Here is a 17692-nt window from a genome sequence, read left to right as displayed (position 1 = left end):
AAAAAGTTGATCATTTAGAAAAAATGAAGAGAAAGATATGGATATTATTCCTTGTATTACTTACTCAATATACCAAGGCACAAAGTGATTTTAACAAAGATCAACAATTGGTTTACACCTATTTGTATAGCAAAGATTATGAAAATGCAAAATCAATTATTGATAATAATTTATTAAAAAGCGATGATATACATAATAAGATTATAGGTTATGTATTGCTTGCAGATTATTATAGAAGTATAAAAAAAGAAGTTGAAAGTATTGAAGCTTTAGAAAAAGCTAAAGCATTAGCTAGGAAAAACAAAAATAAGGTGGATATTGCCTTTGTTGAATATGGTTATGCTCAATATTATGATAAAATTAATCAACAAGAATTATTTTTAAAATCCATTAATAAAAGTATTAATGAAATGAGTAAACATAAAAATGAAAATTTTATACTTACTCAAATGTATTTCCTTAGGTTTAGTAATAAACTACGTAAATCACTAGAATCTGGATTTAGATCTGACGTTATTAATGCAAACAAGCATGCTTTATTAGGAAAAAATAATCTTCAAATTAATTTTACATTTAATAATCTGGGATACTATTATCAGAAACAATTTGAAGATACTAATAACAAAAAGTTTCTAGATTCTTCTGTTACCAGCTATAATAACGCTTACAAATATGCATTATTAATAAAGGAAGAAAGTGTAAGAAATCGTTGTTTGGTTGTACATTATCTTAATAAAAGTAGTAGTATAATTAAAACTTCTAAAGAATATCCTCATGAAGAGAGTTTAAAATACTCGATGCAAGCGCTGAACATTGGTAAAAACTCTCCAAATTGTAGTGATATAGTTGCTTTAATTTACATAAATATTGGAGATAGTTATTTTAAAAGAGAGGAATTTGAAACTGCAAAAAACTACTTTCTAAAAGCAGAAAAATTAGCAATGAATGATAACAAAATTTTTCCTGCTCATAAAATCATCATTCTTAATAATTTATCAATCACATATGAACATCTAGATCAATTAGATAAAGCCTTAGAATACGAACGAAAAGTAAAAGAATTTATTCAGCAAAATGATCAAGAACAATTTGATAACAATACAAAGTCTTTAGAAATTTTTTATAATACTGAGCAAAAAAATCAGCAAATAAAACAATTAGAAGAAAAGAATCAAATTTATTCTAAACAGAAATTTCTTTATATAGGTATTATTTTGCTTGCGATTGCTGGTGTGATTTTCTTAATGTATATGTTGTATTATAAGCTAAAATCAAACAAACAGAAAACAGATTTACTAAAAGCCGAACGATACGAAGCCGAACTAAATTTAGAACTTGAAAAACAAGAAAAGGCTCGTATTAAAGCCGAACAAGAGTTACTAGCTTTACAACAAGAACAATTGAACAAGCAAGCTTTAGCAACTTCTTTGCAATTAAAACAGAAGAATTCTTTCTTGAATGAACTGAAAGAAAAAATAAAAGACAAAGAAGCCTTAAATCTTGATCGAATCTTGAAAGACGAGCGTCTAATGGATGATGATTTTAATGAAATACAAAATATTATAAAAGAAGTTCATCCAAACTTTTTCAATAAACTAAGCGAAGTTTCTAAAAGTAAATTAACTAATCAAGACATGAAATATGCCGCATATTTGTATCTAAATATGGATAATGTACAAATCGCAAATGTGATGAAAGTAGAAACGAAAACGGTACGTATGGCAAAATATCGTTTAAAACAGAAAATTGGTTTAGAAAAAGAAGCTGATTTACAAACATTTATTCAAAGTTTATTTTCATAAAAAAAATCTGTAGACACTTGTCTACAGATTTTTTGTTCTTATTCTATCTTAAGTTCTGCAACAATCGGAAAATGATCCGATTTTATATCATCTCCACGATAAAAATTGGTAACTTTTATGTTCTTTGAAACCCAACATTGGTCAATATTTGTGCGGAAAATTGGGATGAAAGCATTCCAAGAATTATTCAATCCAAAACCAGAACGAGCATCTTTCATTTTATCTGATTGCACCAATTTGAAATTCGGTGAATAAACCGTAGAATTCAAATCTCCAACTAAAATGATATTTTCATTCGATAAAGCATCAATTTCCTGCTTCATCAATTCGTATTGTTTATTTCGTCTTTCAAAACGAGCCTGATTTGGTAAAGGCGGAACAGGATGCGTTGCCAAAATGCTTAATGGTTTAGCGTCTACAATAATTTCCGCTAAAATAGACGGATGCATCTCATCAATATAATTTTTTGTAGACACTTTTGTAAACGGTATTTTAGAATAAATCGCAATTCCAAAATTGTTATTTCTTACCTCTTCTTTATAATATGGATATTCTTTTCGGATAAACTCTACATGTTTTTGCCAAGCTGGCGTTAATTCTTGTAAAACAAGTACATCACTTTTTTCTTTAGCCAAATAATCTTTTAGATGTTGAAATTCTTCATTCTGAGAAAAAATATTAATTGAAGTAATTTTAAAATTCGATTTTTCTCCTTTTGCATTATCTCCAAAATAAAAATTCCCAAGATTCTTGTACGTAATAATTGGAATTGCAACCAAAGGAATCAACCAAAAAATATTCTTTTTCTCCTCTTTTCTGATAGCATAATTATGAATCAAACACAAGAAAAAAGCAATAATCAGCGCATAAATAGAGTAATGCGACAACATATCAAACACAAAATATTGATAAAAACTCTTGCTCGTTAAATAAATTCCAGCAAATACAAAAAATAAAATTCTACTCCATTTTGTTAACATCTCGTCAATACTTTTTTAATTCTCGTAAAAATAGAAATTATATTATTCATTAACTTCGCAATATGATAAAAATCGGAATTTTAGGAGGAGGACAATTGGGATACATGTTTTTGCAAAATGCATTGCAATATCCTTGCGAGATTAGTATTTTAGATCCAGCTGCTGATGCACCTTGCGCACTACATGCACATCATTTTGTACAAGGCGATTTCAAAGATTATGAAACGGTTGTTGCATTTGGAAAAGATTTAGATGCTATCGGAATTGAAATTGAACACGTAAATGTTGAAGCGTTGCGTTATCTAAAATCAATTGGAAAACGCGTTGTTCCAGATCCTGAAGCTTTAGCTATTATTCAAGACAAAGGAATTCAAAAAGAATTTTATGTCAATAATAATATTCCGACTGCGCCTTATTTTGGATTAGATAATTGGGAAGATTTAAAATCGAAACAAGACATCAATTATCCGATTTTTCAAAAATCTCGAAAAGATGGTTATGATGGAAAAGGTGTTCAATTCCTAAAATCTGAAGCTGATTTAGACAAAATGCTACAAGCTCCTTCAATTTTCGAAACGCCAGCTGATTTAGATCGCGAAATCGCGGTTGTTACCGTTGCCGATCATTTAGGAAATATTGTCACTTATCCAACCGTAGAATTTGTCATCAACGAAGAATATAATTTGTTAGATTATTTATTGATGCCTTCTACACTTCCGAAAGAAATCACTGATCGTGCTGAACAAATTGCGCGTGATGTGGTAAAAGCATTGAAATCTCCAGGAGTTTTCGCAGTCGAATTATTCTTGAATAAAGATCAATCGATTTGGGTAAACGAAACCGCTTCTCGCGTTCACAATTCTGGACATTCAACAATAGAAGCAGCTTATTCATCACAATTCGATCAAATGTTAAGAACCTTAATGCAATTGCCTCTTGGTTCTACAAAATTGTTTACAACTTCTGCAATGGTCAATTTGATTGGCGCTGAAGGACAAACTGGACAAGCCGAAATCGAAAATATTGAAGAATTATTGACGATTCCAGGAACATTTTTACATTGGTATGCAAAAACTATCACAAAACCAGGTCGAAAAATGGGACACGTTACCTTAGTGAACGATGATTTAGAACAATTAAAACAAAACATAAAACAAGTAAATGCAACGGTGAAAGTCGTGGCAAAAAAGTAACAACTATGGTAGGAATTATAATGGGAAGTGATAGCGATTTGCCTATCATGAAACAAGCTGCTGATCTATTAACAGAACTAAATATCCCTTTCGAATTAACAATTGTTTCAGCGCATCGTACGCCACAACGTATGTTTGATTATGCGAAAACGGCACACGAACGTGGAATAAATGTCATTATAGCTGGAGCTGGTGGTGCTGCGCATTTACCAGGAATGGTTGCATCTATTACGCCGCTTCCTGTGGTTGGTGTTCCAATTAAATCGTCAAATTCTATTGATGCTTGGGATTCGATTTTATCTATTTTGCAAATGCCAAATGGAATTCCAGTTGCAACAGTTGCTGTAAATGCGGCGAAGAATGCAGGAATTTTGGCAGCGCGTATTTTAGGAGCGACTAATCCAACTTTGCAAGAAAGATTAATCCAATATCAAGAAGATTTACAAAAAGCTGTAGAGGCGAAAATAGAGCTTGTAAAAAGCGAATATCCGAATGGGTTTGATAGGTAAGATAATCTATTAGTATGGAAGAAAATAATTTTTGGATATATTCAACTTATTTTAATGAATTTATCAAACTCCTTAAACAAGAATTTAGTTTTCAAAAGGATTTAGATTTAATCAAATATAATCTTTTTCAAACTAATTTTGATAAAGATATATGGTTTGAATTATCCGAAGCAGATTCTTATCATAAAATTGAAATTTCTAAAGACAATGATGATCGTGATATTATTTTCTTCAAAATCATAACAACTAAAGATAAAATGGATTCCATTCAATCTTTTTTATCAGAAATTGAAAAAGAATAAATAATCAATCTCCATAAACCAAAAACTTCCAAACTTTACAGCTTGGGAGTTTTTTATTATAAGAAATTTTTTAAATCTTAACGTAAAGCTCTATCGCGGTTATCAACCACATCAGCAGCTTGAATCAATGATTGTAACAATGTTTGTTGGAAACGTCCTTGTAATTGACGATTTTATTATTTATTTCTCTTTACCTGATAATACTCAAAATACATACCTCCCTTTTTAAATTTTCCATTTGGTTTCTGTTCGATTAGAATTGTATTTTTATTTAACATCAAATATTTTTGATTTCTTATCATTGCATTCTCATAAATATTTTGATAAACATTTAAAACAAAACTATTCGAATTGGGATTATTAATTATATATTCTTCAGTTTTCTTTAATTCATAACTTCCAATATAAATCTTATGAATTAAACTATCTTTTTTATCAAATTCAAAAATTCGTTTATCTGTTATTAATTCTTTAGGTATATATCCAGCAAAAGCACATGTAGTTGTTGGACGATTAGAAATTCTTAGTCTATTCTTTTTATCATTATTATTAATTGCTAAATCTAACTTTTCTATTTGTAATGTATCAATAGATAAAATTTCATCATTTTTATTATATTTTGTTCTGATAAGATTAAATTTAAAATACACTTTACCTTTTTCGTCAATCTCATCTTCTATAAAATCATAATGTCCATAACTTTTTTCAGCTAAATCTTGATTTAGTATAATTGTATCTCCTCTTGAAATCCATTTTCCAGATTCAGTATATTTATCTTGAAGAATATTTCCAATCGGATCTTGAAAATACTTACTTGTATAGTTGAATGTATTATCATCATTAAATTTAATTTTGAACTGATTATTTTCAAACTCTCCTACAGGATTCTTATTTTGTCCAAAACCTATCAAACAAATGATAAAAAAAGTTAGTCTTATTATTATTTTCATAAATCAAATTTATCCTTAAATATAAAACAAAAACCGCCCGAAGAATTCTTCGAGCGGTTTTTTTATTTATTATAAGAAATTTTTTAAATCTTAACGTAAAGCCCTATCGCGGTTATCAACCACATCAGCAGCTTGAATCAATGATTGTAACAATGTTTGTTGGAAACGTCCTCGTAATTGACGGTTTAAATTATCCAAAATCATTGAACCTTTTTGATTCTTTTGAATTTGTTGAGTTGAAGGAATTACGTAGAAAATACCTGCATTACCAATAATTGCTTTAGAAGATTGATTTGGTTTTACACCAAACGCAGCTCCTACAACTTTAGGCTCTAAACCAATTCCAGTTAAATTAGAATTAGAGAAGTTAACCGTAGCATTTCCTTTTTTCGCTCCAAATTTAGATGCAAAAGCATTCAATCCACCGTTTGCAACTTGCTCGTCTACTAATTTACCAACTTTTTCGTGCATCAAAACTGGCTCTACATATTGACGAACAACACTTGGATGCGCCAAACCTTTGTCAAATTTTTCAACTAAATGAACAACGATATAATCTCCTGTAGAAGATGTAAACAAGTTTGTTGCTCCTTTTTCTGTTTTCTTGTCAAAAGCCCATTTTAAGATATCTCCATCCTGATCGTTTGGAATATCTTGACCAATCGCAGCATAACGCTCGATTCCTTCAGTTGTATTATTTAAATAACCACCTTTTTTCGCGATATTTTTGAAATCATTCAATGATTTTTTCTCAACATTCTGAACATATGTTCTTGCATTTGTAAATGCTTTTTCTGTTGTCGCTTTAGAAGGCTCGATTGTTTTTACAATATTCGCAACTTGATAAGCTGTTTTGTTTTTCGCTTCATCAACTTTGATGATATGGAACCCAAATTGAGATTCAACCAAATCAACTGTTCCAACTGGTTTAGAGAAAATAAATCCGTTATAAGTTTGGTCTAATTGATTGTTTTTTCCAACCCAACCAATGCTTCCTTTTTGTACAGCAGATGATTTATCATCCGATTTTGTTGAAGCAACTTCTCCAAAAGAAGCTGGATTTGCTTTTACTTCAGCTAAAATTTGTTCAGCTAATTTTTTTGCTTCGTCTTTTGTACGTTTTACTCCGTTTCCAGCAGCGCTTCCTGTGTAAGAAACTAAGATATGACTAGATTTTACAGAATCTTTTACTTCTTTCGATTTCGAAAGCTTGTATAATTGGTATGTATTTCCAATTTTGAAAGGTCCACCAATTTGTCCAACTGTTGCAGTTTTCAAGAAGTTTGTTGCTTCTGGCCCTAATTGAGCTTGTTCTAATTCTGCTTTTGTAAAATAATTTGGAATAAATGGTTTCTCAGAATTTTGAGTAACATAAACCGAATCACTTTTTGCAGAACCAAACGCCGCAATTGTATCTGTAACATTGTTCACTTCGTCATGAACAATTTGAGTTGATAAATATTTTTTGATATTTGCTAAAGCAACAGCGTCATCAGCAGTCGAAGCTCCAGCAGGGAAATAAGTATAACTTAATTTTACTAGACCTTCTGCTTTGAACAATTTTGGATATTTCGCTTCGTAAGCAGAAATTTCTTCGTCTGTTACTTTTACATTTAATTTTTTAGCCAAAGTTGCGTAATCTACAAATGCATACTGAATATTTGCATTCGAAATATTGTATCCTTGTTGAATATCCGCTTCTTTACCTGTAACCGCTGTACCAGCCATTACATAACCAAAATATTTTTGAGATAAAATCTGTAATTTTATTTGTTCAGCAGTTTGCAACCAACCTCTATATTGTTGTTGCGCCTCTGGACTTGATGCCGCATTTGCTTCTAATTGCGCAATCTGTTGTTGTGCTTCTGCACCAGACGCCATTCCGAAGTTTTGAGCTGTATAGCTCCAAAATTCATCATCAGAAACTTTTAAACCTAATTTTTCAGCATGTTGTTTCAACACTTTCTGACTAACTAAGCTGTTCCAAGTTTGTTGAGCAATTTGATTTGGAGTTGCAGTTTGACCTTGATTTTCGTACATCTTTTGTGTTTGATCGTACGCACTCTGATATTCTGCAATACCAATAGGTTCTCCGTTCACTGTACCAACTACAGACGGATCTCCAGTAAATAATTGTTTTATTTTTGAATTCTCTCCGAATAAATCTCCTGCAACGAAAGCTAACATTGCAACTCCGATTACCACGAAGATCAGCCAAGTTTTTTTACGAATTTCTCCTAAAACTGCCATTGTTTTATTTTAATGTTATTTCTATAATAGGTGGCGAAAATACGACAATACATTGAATAATAAAATAGAAGAAGCGACAAGTATGCGCTTTTTTGTTAATTTTTTTAACGCTCTTTAGAATTTTTGATTATCATCAACATACTTAAATCCTTGATTATTGAATAAAGTATAGGTTTCTAAATCGTCAGTAGCTTGCAAACCGTTTTTCGCTGTTAACGAATCGCCTTCCTTGCTAATTAAGTAAACTTCTTTCGATGTATAAACTGTTTTATTTTTTTTATTCCAAAATAATTGTTCGCTTTTCAACGAATCACCTTTCTCATTTACGATAATTACGTTTCCTCTACCTTCGTACAATCCCGTTACATCACTCAACTTTGCCCAATCTGCTTGAAAATAACCTGGTTTTACGCTTCCTTTTTGATAAAAATCAAGGTTTAAACCTTTTCTAAAAATCGTGTAAGGAGAATCTACCGTTGTATATTCTTCGATTAGTGGCGAACGCAAATTACCAGAAATTCTTCCCGAATCTTTGTTAATAATATTTGCATTGATAAGTGTGCGTGTTGGGAATTCTACCTTCTTTTTACTGATAGGAGGAAGTTCTTTTTTACAAGAAAAAAGCAAAACGAAAACGCTAATCAGACCAAATACAAGAGTTGGTTTAATTAAAACTTTTTCGTTTGCTTTTTTATACAATTTTTGTTTGTCCAAAATTAGTCAATAACTCTTTTTCTAAACCAAATATCGTTAATATCAAATCCAACTTTAACTCCGAAATAATTTTCTTTAATTAAGTTGTTTGCTGTTTTTCCTTTTTGTCCGTACTCTAACGAAATATTCATCATAGAACCATCATTTTGTTTTCCGATTGGAAATCCAAAACCTAAAGTTGCTCCATAAGCGTCAATATCTGTTCCGTGAATAGAGTATTGAGCTGATTGATAATACATACCAGCACGGTACGTTACACGATTAAAATAACTTTTGTAACTGTTATAATCTGGAATCCAATATCCTCCAACAGCAAAACGTACATTATTTTTGTAATCTACCGCAGAAGACATTGTTGTGTTTTGACCTTCTAATGGTTGAGAGAAATCTTTCCAATTATTATATTTTGCTTCTATAGCTAACGACCACGTATTATCTTTAGAATAAGATGCTCCTAAAGTAAATTGTTGTGGAATCTTAGTTTTTCCATTATCAATTCTAATAATAGAAATTGTGTCTACAGAAGATTGTGTAGTTCCAATATATGTATAAGAAGTTGTAAGATCTGTAACATCAGTTCTTAACTTAGTTCCTAATGTATAAGTAGCTCCAATGTTTAAATTGTTATTTTTTCCAATTTTCTTTGTATACATAGATCCTAAAGTAAATTGAGCACCACGATAGTTCGATTTATCGCTGTAATCTACAGCTAAACTTGCTCCATCTACAGCTAAAATTTCGTTACGTTGCAACTCTCCGAAAAGATAATTAACACGCAAACCTAAAGAAAATTCTTTTGAAAGATTTCTTGAATAAAAAGCATGAAGACTATTTAACCCTCCATCACCTTTCATTTGTACAGTTTGTTTGATATTATTTTTCTCAGAAGTATTCAAAATATCATATCCCAACGCTGTGTAAGGTTGAAAACCAACTCCAAAACTTCCTTTTTCACCAACTGGAAAAGCCAATGAGATATTAGAAACATTGAAACGACCAGCGTTTTCCTTATCTGTTCCAGATTTGAAATTATAATTAGTTCCACTTCCACTTGCATTGAAAGTTGTCATACGCAAGTTTCGGTTTGCTGCCGGATTCGAGAAGTTCGCACTTTGTCCAAAAGGATTCGTAGGAACCGTTGAGATACCGCCCATACCAGCTTGTTCAGTATTATTATCAAACAATTGCTCCCCTACTCCGTATGCCGAATAAGGTGAAACTGATATTGACTGAGCTTTTATTGTTACCACGCTAAATAGTGATAAACTACAAATAATCCACTTCATTATGAATGTATAATAGAATTCTAAGACGCAAATATGATGATTTGTTGCGAATTGTAAAAATTAGATTGCAAAAATGAGTTGTTAAATCTCTATTAAAATATTAAAACCGCTCTTTTTTTGCAAAGATAAAAATATTTTAAAATTTATTTCTCGGTAAATGAACAAGATAGCTTTTTCATCTAAAAAATATTTTAAATAATGTTTGGTAGAACGGATTTTCGCTCTATATTTGCATCACAATTAAGGCGGTGCCTTAGCTCAGTTGGTAGAGCAAAGGACTGAAAATCCTTGTGTCCCTGGTTCGATTCCTGGAGGCACCACTGCTTAAAACCTCAATCAAATGATTGAGGTTTTTTTTGTTTTAATATTTAAATGTTAATAATATCTTAAAAAAATATTTTTAACTAAAAAATCCGCTTAATAAGCGGATTTTTTAATTATATAAAGTTAAGATTTATTCAAAATTCTGCATATTTACCAAATTAGCGTAAACGCCTTTTTTCTCGATAAGTGAATGATGATTTCCTTCTTCTATTATTTTTCCAGCCTCCATTACCACTATTTTATCAGCATTCTGAATGGTTGATAAACGGTGCGCTATAACCAAAGAAGTGCGATTTTGCATCATATTATTTAAAGCAACTTGAACCAATTTTTCAGATTTCGTATCCAAAGCAGATGTTGCCTCATCCAACACCATAATTGGCGGATTTTTATAAACGGCACGCGCAATACTCACGCGTTGTTTTTGCCCTCCAGAAAGTTTGCTACCTCCCTCTCCTACTGATTCTTGATACTTTTCTGCCATTTTTACAATAAACTCTTCCGCATTTGCAATTTGCGCTGCATGTTCTACTTTTTCTAAATTTGGAGATTTATCACCTAATGAAATATTATTAAAAATTGTATCATTAAACAAAATCGAATCTTGCGTTACCAAACCAAATAACAAGCGATAATCGTGTAATTTTATATGTTTGATATCGATTCCATCAATCAAAATCTGACCAGATTTCACATCCCAAAAACGTGTAATCAAATTAGCCAAAGTCGATTTACCTGAACCAGATTGCCCAACCAAAGCAACCGTTTCTCCTTTATTAATCGTTAAATTAAAATCAGTTATCACATCGTGCTCACCATAAGCAAACGTTACGTTTTTGAACTCAATTTTATCTTCAAACGCTTCTATTCCTTTTGCATTTGGTACATCTTTTATCGATACATCAGCATCCAAAACATCAAAAATTCTTTTTGCAGAAACTTCTCCTTTTTGCACATCTGATAATGCTTTCGAAAAACGTTTGATAGGGTCTAATAATGTGTAAAAAGTTGCGATATAAAAAATAAATTCAGAACCTGTTAATCCATTTCCTTCCAAAGACAATTTCCCTCCAAAAAATACAATTAGACCAATTGTTATTGCTCCTAAAAACTCACTTGTTGGTGACGCCAAGGCACGTTTTTTCATTACTTTTTGAAGATATTTTCGATAACGATTAATTGATGTATCGAATCGTCCTTTTACCTGATCTTCTGCATTAAAAATCTTAATAATTTTAAGCGAAGTCAAGGTTTCGTCAACATAAGTAATAATATTTGACAATTCGTCTTGTGCATTTTCTGCAGCCTTTTTCAAGCTTTTTCCAATCAAAGAAATAATTGTTCCCATAATTGGAAAAACCAAAATTGCAAAAATCGTTAATTGATAACTTACTGTAAATAAGAATATCACAAAAACAATAATCATAATTGGAGATCTAACAAGCTCAACAAAAGAGTTCAAAATATTAGATTCTACTTCGTTGACATCACTCGAAATACGATTAATCATATCTCCTTTTCTTTTTTCAGTAAAATATGCAACTGGTAAATCAATAATTTTATTGTGAATATCCACTCGTAAATCACGTGTAACGCCCGAACGTAAATCAACTAAACAAGTTTCGGATAGAAAACTGAAAATATTTCGGAACAAAAATGCTACAATAAATACAACACACGAAATGGCTAATACATAAACTGGACCTTCTGTCTGCGAAAGTTGATTCATATAATATCCAGAATATTCTGAAAAAAACTGTTTCAAATCAACCAAATGACCTGAATAAATAGGTTTACTTGTTATATGTTTTTTATCTTCTCCGAAAAGTACACTCAATATAGGCATCATAAATGCTAATGCAACAATATTAAATATTGCATACAATAAATTGAAAATAATTGCTGATACAAATGAAGATTTGTAAGGTTTTATATAAGCAAACGCTCTGTTTTTATATGAACTCATTAATTTATTTTAGAAATAATCAAACTAAAGTTTTGAAGCTACAAATTTAAGCAAAAAAAATAATGACTATTCTTTTTAAAAATAGTCATTATAGAGTAAAATTTTGTGGGTTTGATTACTCAGAGTAACCTTTTCGTTTTTGTTTTGATTTTTATTTAACTCGTTGCCAAGTTTGCGTTCTTCCTACAAGAGAAATCCCGATAAAACCTCTTACGTCTAATTTATCATTTCCGTTAAGAGACATTTTTGCTTTGTATTCCTTTCCACTATTAGGATCAATGATTTTTCCACCATTCCATTCTTTTCCATCTTTTTTAAGACCAGAAAGAATTTGCATTCCTAAAATTGGTTTATTTTTTAATGCTCCTGAACAATCTGTACATTTTGCATCTTCTTTTCCTTTCGTTAAAATCTTAGTGACTTTACCATAAAGTTTTCCATCTTTCTCGAAAATCTCTACGTAAGACTTCGCCTGTTTTGTCTCATCATCAATTGTTTTCCAAGTTCCAATTGGTGATTGCGCATACATTAAAGATGTCAACATAAAGAATAATCCGAATAAAATTGATTTTTTCATATTTTTATCCTTTAAAATTTATTTCACTAAAATAACTATTTTTTAGTGTAAATAAAACACTACGCTTTATTTTTTATAAAAATAATCTCTTTTAAACATAAAAATTCATTTATAACATTAATTATCAATCATTTAATTCAATAAATATTTTTAAATAAATAATTATAAATTTTATTCATAAAAGTCAAAATAGTGTATTATTATGCTTACATAGCAATAATAAAAACGAAGGCATTTTTATGGTTTTTGTCATTTTTATGACAATTTCTTCTTCAAGAATAAAAAAATGAATACATTTGTCTACTATTTTTATAGAGTTTATAGATTGAAGAATGAATCAGCTTACGAAATACAGTTTACCATTTAGAAAACAAGAAGTAGAACCTTTGATAGAATCCATTATTTATGATGAGATTTTTCAACAACCAAATCCTTTGTACAAGAAAGAAGATTTACTCAATCAATTCAATTCTATTTTGTTAAAAATTGTTCCTGAGGAGAAATCGAATCAAATTAGTTTATATTTTTTTGAACAATTTGCACAACTTAGACAAGAATTAGAGGAACTAATTTTTGTTTTTTATGCAAATGATCCTGCATCTAAATCGGAAATTGAAATCATTTTAGCCTATCCTGGTTTTTTTGCAATTGCAATTCATCGTTTAGCACATATTCTCTACAATTTAAATACGCCTATTCTTCCTCGTTTTTTTTCCGAATATGCACATTCTAAAACTGGAATTGATATTCATCCTGGTGCTTCAATTGGAAAAAACTTTTATATCGATCATGGTACAGGAATTGTCATTGGAGAAACAACATTGATTGGTGATAATGTGAAAATTTACCAAGGCGTAACATTAGGAGCGTTTTATGTTTCGAAGAATTTGGCTAATAAAAAACGTCATCCAACAATAGAAAATAATGTCACAATTTATGCTGGAGCAACTATTTTGGGAGGAACAACAATTATTGGAAAAAATTCTGTAGTCGGCGGAAATGTTTGGATTACAGAAAGTATAGAAGAAGATTCTGTTGTCTATCAAGAGAATCAACCACAAATAAAAAAACAAAAAAAAGAACAACATATCAATTATATCATCTAAAACCTTACAACAATGATTTACAATAATGTATTAGAAACCATAGGAAATACACCAATTATTAAACTGAATAAATTATTTCCTAACCATAACGTTTATATTAAAGTAGAAAAACAAAATCCGGGTGGATCAATAAAAGATCGTATTGCTTTGGCAATGATTGAAGATGCTGAAAAAGCTGGAATTTTAAAACCTGGAGGAACAATTATAGAACCTACTTCGGGTAATACAGGAATTGGCTTATCATTTGTTGCGGCTGTAAAAGGTTACAAAATGATTATCACAATGCCAGAATCGATGTCAATTGAACGTCGTAAAATTATGGAAGCTTATGGTGCTGAATTTGTTTTAACTCCAAAAGAATTAGGAATGAAAGGCGCTATTGCAAAAGCACAAGAATTAGCCGAAACAATAGAAGGCGCTTGGGTTCCGCAACAATTTGAGAATAATTCGAATCCGACAGTCCATTACAATACAACAGCAAAAGAAATCCTTGAAGATTTTCCACAAGGAGTTGATTATTTAATTACAGGAGTTGGAACAGGCGGACATCTTTCTGGAATTGGAAAAGCATTAAAAGAAGTTAACTCTTCAACAAAAGTTATCGCTGTAGAACCAACAGATTCTCCTGTCATTTCAGGAGGAAATCCTGGTCCACACGCGATTCAAGGAATTGGAGCAGGATTTATTCCTACTAATTTAGATACTTCAATCGTTGATTCTTCTACTCAGATTACAAAAGAAGAAGCATTTGAATTTGCAAAAAAAGTGGCTAAAGTAGAAGGTATATTTGTCGGAATTTCTACAGGTGCTTCATTGGCTGCAGTTGCTAAAACTTTGAATGAAGTAGACAAAAACACGAAAATATTAACTTTCAACTACGATACTGGCGAACGCTATTTATCAGTAGAAGGTTTATTTTAAATACTATAAAAATTTTTAAACGAAAGGAGATATTGACAAAATGTCTCCTTTTTTTATTCAACAAAGTCAAAAAGTCAGTTTTTAGGTTTTATTTCTACTTTGGAATTTTTTTTGATGAAATACACCAAACAAAACCAATATAAAAAACTAAAAACCAATGGATTTTAATCAATTTACAATAAAGGGTCGTGAAGCGATTCAAGCAGCGCAGCAAATTGCAGTTGCACAAAAAAATCAAGCAATAGAACCAGCTCATATTTTAGGTGGAATGATAGATGTTGATGAAAACGTGTTATCATTAATCTTAGAAAAACAAGGTGTAAAAATGGATATGTTGAAACCTGAGTTGGATTTAGAAATCAATAAATATCCAAAAATAGAAGGTCAACAAGGAAATCATCTTTCCAATTCATCTAACCAAATTTTGCAATCTGCACAAGAAATTGCAAAAGAGATGAACGATGATTTTATCACCTTAGAGCATTTATTATTAGGTATAATTAAGAATGGTTCACCTGTTAGTCAGTTATTAAAAAATAGAGGTGTAACATTCGAGAACACAAAAAAATTAGTAACAGAATTGAGAAACGGAGAAAGAGTAACTTCTGAAAATGCAGAAGGAACATATAATTCATTAAATAAATACGCTAAAAACTTAACAGATTTAGCAAAAGAAGGAAAATTAGATCCTGTAATTGGACGTGATGAAGAAATTCGTCGTGTCTTACAAATTCTATCTCGTCGTACAAAAAATAATCCTATCCTTATTGGTGAGCCAGGTGTTGGTAAGACCGCTATTGCAGAAGGATTAGCACATCGTATTATTGACGGTGATGTTCCTGAAAATCTATTGAATAAACAAATTTTTTCATTGGATATGGGAGCTTTGGTGGCTGGAGCAAAATACAAAGGTGAGTTCGAAGAAAGATTAAAAGCAGTTGTTAAAGAAGTCACTTCTTCTAATGGTGAAATCATTTTATTTATCGACGAAATTCACACACTTGTTGGTGCTGGTGGTGGCGGAGAAGGCGCAATGGATGCTGCAAATATCCTAAAACCTGCCTTGGCTCGTGGAGAGTTACGCTCTATTGGTGCTACAACTTTGAATGAATATCAAAAATATTTTGAAAAAGATAAAGCTTTAGAGCGTCGTTTCCAGAAAGTAATGGTAGAAGAACCAGATGAAGAATCGGCTATTTCTATTTTGCGTGGAATCAAAGATAAATACGAGCAACACCATAAAATTGGAATTAAAGACGAAGCAATTATTGCGGCTGTAAAATTATCAACACGTTATATTACAGATCGTTTTTTACCAGATAAAGCCATCGATTTGATGGACGAAGCAGCTTCTAAGTTGAGAATGGAAATGAATTCTAAACCAGAAGATTTAGATAAATTAGATCGTAGAATTATTCAATTAGAAATCGAAATTGAAGCGATAAAACGCGAAAATGACGAGAAAAAATTGAATCTTTTAAAAGAAGAATTATCTAATCTTCAAGATGAAAGAAATCAATTGAATTCGAAATGGGAAGCGGAAAGAAATCGTGCCGATGAAGTTCAAGATTTAAGAAAATCTATCGAAAATATCAAATTCGAAATTGAGCGTGCAAAACGAGATTACGACTATGCAAAAGCCTCAAAATTAGAGTTTGAAGATTTAGTAAATGCAAAAAATAATTTAGAAGAAGCTGAACATAATCTAGAAGAAAATAAACAAAATAAACTGGTAAAAGAGTTTGTTGATGCGGATGATATTGCAGAAGTTGTATCGAAATGGACAGGAGTTCCGGCTCAGAAAATGATGCAATCTGATCGCGAAAAATTATTGAATTTAGAAAACGAATTACACAAACGTGTTTTAGGTCAAGAAGAAGCAATTATAGCAGTTTCTGATGCCATTCGTCGTTCTCGTGCAGGTCTTAGTGACGAAGGAAAACCAATCGGTTCGTTCTTATTCTTAGGTTCAACTGGTGTTGGGAAAACTGAGTTGGCAAAAGCCTTAGCCGAGTTCTTATTCGATGATGAAAATGCAATGACTCGTATCGACATGTCCGAATATCAGGAGCGTCATGCAGTTTCTCGCTTGGTTGGGGCACCTCCGGGTTACGTTGGTTACGACGAAGGTGGTCAGTTAACAGAAGCGGTTCGTCGCCGTCCTTATTCAGTTATTTTGTTGGACGAAATTGAGAAGGCACATCCAGATGTTTTCAATATTTTGTTACAAGTTTTGGATGACGGACGTTTGACAGACAACAAAGGTCGTGTGGTTAACTTTAAAAATACGATTATCATTATGACATCGAATTTTGGTTCTCATACGATTTTGGATAAATTCTCAAACATTGACGAAAATAATGTGGCACAAGTTTATGATGAAACAAAAGATGTCGTTTTTGAGGAATTGAAACAAAACTTTAGACCAGAATTTTTGAATCGTATTGATGAAATTATTTTGTTCCGTCCGTTGAGCGAAAACCAAATTTCCGGAATCGTGAATATCTATTTAAGCGGAGTTGCGAAGAAATTAGCACAACGCGATATTACATTAGATATTACGCCAGAAGCTGTCGATTATTTAGCAAGAAAAGGTTACGATCCACAATTTGGAGCACGACCATTGAAACGAGTTATTCAACAAGATGTATTAAATGAACTTTCAAAAGAAATTTTAAAAGGAACAATAAATGATAATGATGCGGTTTTAATCGATTATTTCGAAGAAAAATCTGGAGATAATAAATTAGTTTTCAGAACTAATCAATAAGTATATTACGATTTTATTCATGTGTAAAAAATCCGCTCGTTG

14 protein-coding genes and 1 tRNA gene are annotated in these 17692 nt (G+C 31.2%); 8 read left to right on the top strand and 7 right to left on the bottom strand.

What is annotated here, in order from left to right; translation table 11 throughout:
- Positions 1-23: 23 nt before the first annotated feature.
- On the top strand, positions 24-1802 hold the full coding sequence (locus B4H69_RS02115) for a tetratricopeptide repeat protein (protein WP_180905432.1): 1779 nt from the start codon (positions 24-26) through the stop codon (positions 1800-1802).
- 38 nt (positions 1803-1840) lie between these two features.
- Here B4H69_RS02115 and B4H69_RS02110 read toward each other — a convergent pair whose 3' ends face one another.
- On the bottom strand, positions 1841-2782 hold the full coding sequence (locus B4H69_RS02110) for an endonuclease/exonuclease/phosphatase family protein (RefSeq protein ID WP_180905433.1): 942 nt from the start codon (positions 2780-2782) through the stop codon (positions 1841-1843).
- 62 nt (positions 2783-2844) lie between these two features.
- Here B4H69_RS02110 and B4H69_RS02105 point away from each other — a divergent pair, with 62 nt between their 5' ends.
- The 3 genes from B4H69_RS02105 to B4H69_RS02095 are packed head-to-tail and all read left to right on the top strand — an operon-like array spanning position 2845 to position 4786.
- Entirely contained in the window at positions 2845-3975 is a 1131-nt protein-coding gene (locus B4H69_RS02105; RefSeq protein WP_180905434.1) for a 5-(carboxyamino)imidazole ribonucleotide synthase, read from the top strand.
- Between the two features lie 5 nt (positions 3976-3980).
- Positions 3981-4484, top strand: coding sequence for a 5-(carboxyamino)imidazole ribonucleotide mutase (gene purE / locus B4H69_RS02100; RefSeq protein ID WP_180905435.1), 504 nt, complete (start codon positions 3981-3983; stop codon positions 4482-4484).
- Between the two features lie 14 nt (positions 4485-4498).
- A complete protein-coding gene (locus B4H69_RS02095; RefSeq protein WP_180905436.1) occupies positions 4499-4786 on the top strand; it encodes a hypothetical protein in 288 nt (95 codons plus the stop codon).
- 176 nt (positions 4787-4962) lie between these two features.
- Here the strand turns inward: B4H69_RS02095 and B4H69_RS02090 are convergent, their stop codons facing one another.
- From B4H69_RS02090 to B4H69_RS02075, 4 genes are all read right to left on the bottom strand, one after another.
- Entirely contained in the window at positions 4963-5736 is a 774-nt protein-coding gene (locus B4H69_RS02090; protein WP_180905437.1) for a hypothetical protein, read from the bottom strand.
- Positions 5737-5826: 90 nt separating this feature from the next.
- A complete protein-coding gene (locus B4H69_RS02085; protein ID WP_180905438.1) occupies positions 5827-7986 on the bottom strand; it encodes a SurA N-terminal domain-containing protein in 2160 nt (719 codons plus the stop codon).
- A 114-nt stretch (positions 7987-8100) separates the two neighbouring features.
- Positions 8101-8685, bottom strand: coding sequence for an LPS export ABC transporter periplasmic protein LptC (gene lptC, locus B4H69_RS02080; protein ID WP_280046180.1), 585 nt, complete (start codon positions 8683-8685; stop codon positions 8101-8103).
- Between the two features lie 17 nt (positions 8686-8702).
- The gene (locus B4H69_RS02075; protein ID WP_221627921.1) at positions 8703-9986 is read right to left on the bottom strand and encodes an OmpP1/FadL family transporter; all 1284 of its coding nucleotides are present in this window, start codon (positions 9984-9986) and stop codon (positions 8703-8705) included.
- Between the two features lie 247 nt (positions 9987-10233).
- Here B4H69_RS02075 and B4H69_RS02070 point away from each other — a divergent pair.
- Positions 10234-10306: transfer RNA gene (locus B4H69_RS02070), tRNA-Phe, on the top strand.
- Between the two features lie 134 nt (positions 10307-10440).
- Here the strand turns inward: B4H69_RS02070 and B4H69_RS02065 are convergent.
- Together B4H69_RS02065 and B4H69_RS02060 are read right to left on the bottom strand one after the other, a co-directional pair.
- The gene (locus B4H69_RS02065) at positions 10441-12276 is read right to left on the bottom strand and encodes an ABC transporter ATP-binding protein (RefSeq protein WP_280046181.1); all 1836 of its coding nucleotides are present in this window, start codon (positions 12274-12276) and stop codon (positions 10441-10443) included.
- Positions 12277-12427: 151 nt separating this feature from the next.
- Complete coding sequence (locus B4H69_RS02060) at positions 12428-12853, bottom strand: DUF2147 domain-containing protein (RefSeq protein ID WP_038333244.1); 426 nt, start codon at positions 12851-12853, stop codon at positions 12428-12430.
- 332 nt (positions 12854-13185) lie between these two features.
- On the opposite strand from B4H69_RS02060, the gene epsC reads away from it, so the two are divergent.
- The 3 genes from epsC to clpB all read left to right on the top strand — a co-directional run bounded on the left by epsC (position 13186) and on the right by clpB (position 17650).
- Positions 13186-13959: a serine O-acetyltransferase EpsC gene (gene epsC / locus B4H69_RS02055; protein WP_125348924.1), complete on the top strand. Its 774-nt coding sequence runs from the start codon at positions 13186-13188 to the stop codon at positions 13957-13959.
- A gap of 12 nt (positions 13960-13971) precedes the next feature.
- On the top strand, positions 13972-14880 hold the full coding sequence (gene cysK, locus B4H69_RS02050) for a cysteine synthase A (RefSeq protein WP_291092546.1): 909 nt from the start codon (positions 13972-13974) through the stop codon (positions 14878-14880).
- A 157-nt stretch (positions 14881-15037) separates the two neighbouring features.
- A complete protein-coding gene (clpB, locus tag B4H69_RS02045; protein ID WP_291092544.1) occupies positions 15038-17650 on the top strand; it encodes an ATP-dependent chaperone ClpB in 2613 nt (870 codons plus the stop codon).
- Positions 17651-17692: the final 42 nt, after the last annotated feature.

The organism is Empedobacter sp. UBA6745 (assembly GCF_002453775.1).
Taxonomy (GTDB): Bacteria; Bacteroidota; Bacteroidia; order Flavobacteriales; family Weeksellaceae; genus Empedobacter; species Empedobacter falsenii_C.
The sequence above is the reverse complement of the archived record's forward strand: the minus strand, read 5'-3'. Positions and strand labels throughout refer to the sequence as shown.

Excerpts from the sequence above, each read along its gene's own strand:
- B4H69_RS02105 (WP_180905434.1), top strand. The coding sequence starts at position 2,845 with ATGATAAAAATCGGAATTTTAGGAGGAGGACAATTGGGATACATGTTT.
- epsC (WP_125348924.1), top strand. The coding sequence starts at position 13,186 with ATGAATCAGCTTACGAAATACAGTTTACCATTTAGAAAACAAGAAGTA.
- B4H69_RS02060 (WP_038333244.1), bottom strand. The coding sequence starts at position 12,853 with ATGAAAAAATCAATTTTATTCGGATTATTCTTTATGTTGACATCTTTA.
- B4H69_RS02075 (WP_221627921.1), bottom strand. The coding sequence starts at position 9,986 with ATGAAGTGGATTATTTGTAGTTTATCACTATTTAGCGTGGTAACAATA.
- B4H69_RS02065 (WP_280046181.1), bottom strand. The coding sequence starts at position 12,276 with ATGAGTTCATATAAAAACAGAGCGTTTGCTTATATAAAACCTTACAAA.
- clpB (WP_291092544.1), top strand. The coding sequence starts at position 15,038 with ATGGATTTTAATCAATTTACAATAAAGGGTCGTGAAGCGATTCAAGCA.
- B4H69_RS02085 (WP_180905438.1), bottom strand. The coding sequence starts at position 7,986 with ATGGCAGTTTTAGGAGAAATTCGTAAAAAAACTTGGCTGATCTTCGTG.
- cysK (WP_291092546.1), top strand. The coding sequence starts at position 13,972 with ATGATTTACAATAATGTATTAGAAACCATAGGAAATACACCAATTATT.
- B4H69_RS02090 (WP_180905437.1), bottom strand. The coding sequence starts at position 5,736 with ATGAAAATAATAATAAGACTAACTTTTTTTATCATTTGTTTGATAGGT.
- B4H69_RS02115 (WP_180905432.1), top strand. The coding sequence starts at position 24 with ATGAAGAGAAAGATATGGATATTATTCCTTGTATTACTTACTCAATAT.
- B4H69_RS02095 (WP_180905436.1), top strand. The coding sequence starts at position 4,499 with ATGGAAGAAAATAATTTTTGGATATATTCAACTTATTTTAATGAATTT.
- B4H69_RS02110 (WP_180905433.1), bottom strand. The coding sequence starts at position 2,782 with ATGTTAACAAAATGGAGTAGAATTTTATTTTTTGTATTTGCTGGAATT.
- purE (WP_180905435.1), top strand. The coding sequence starts at position 3,981 with ATGGTAGGAATTATAATGGGAAGTGATAGCGATTTGCCTATCATGAAA.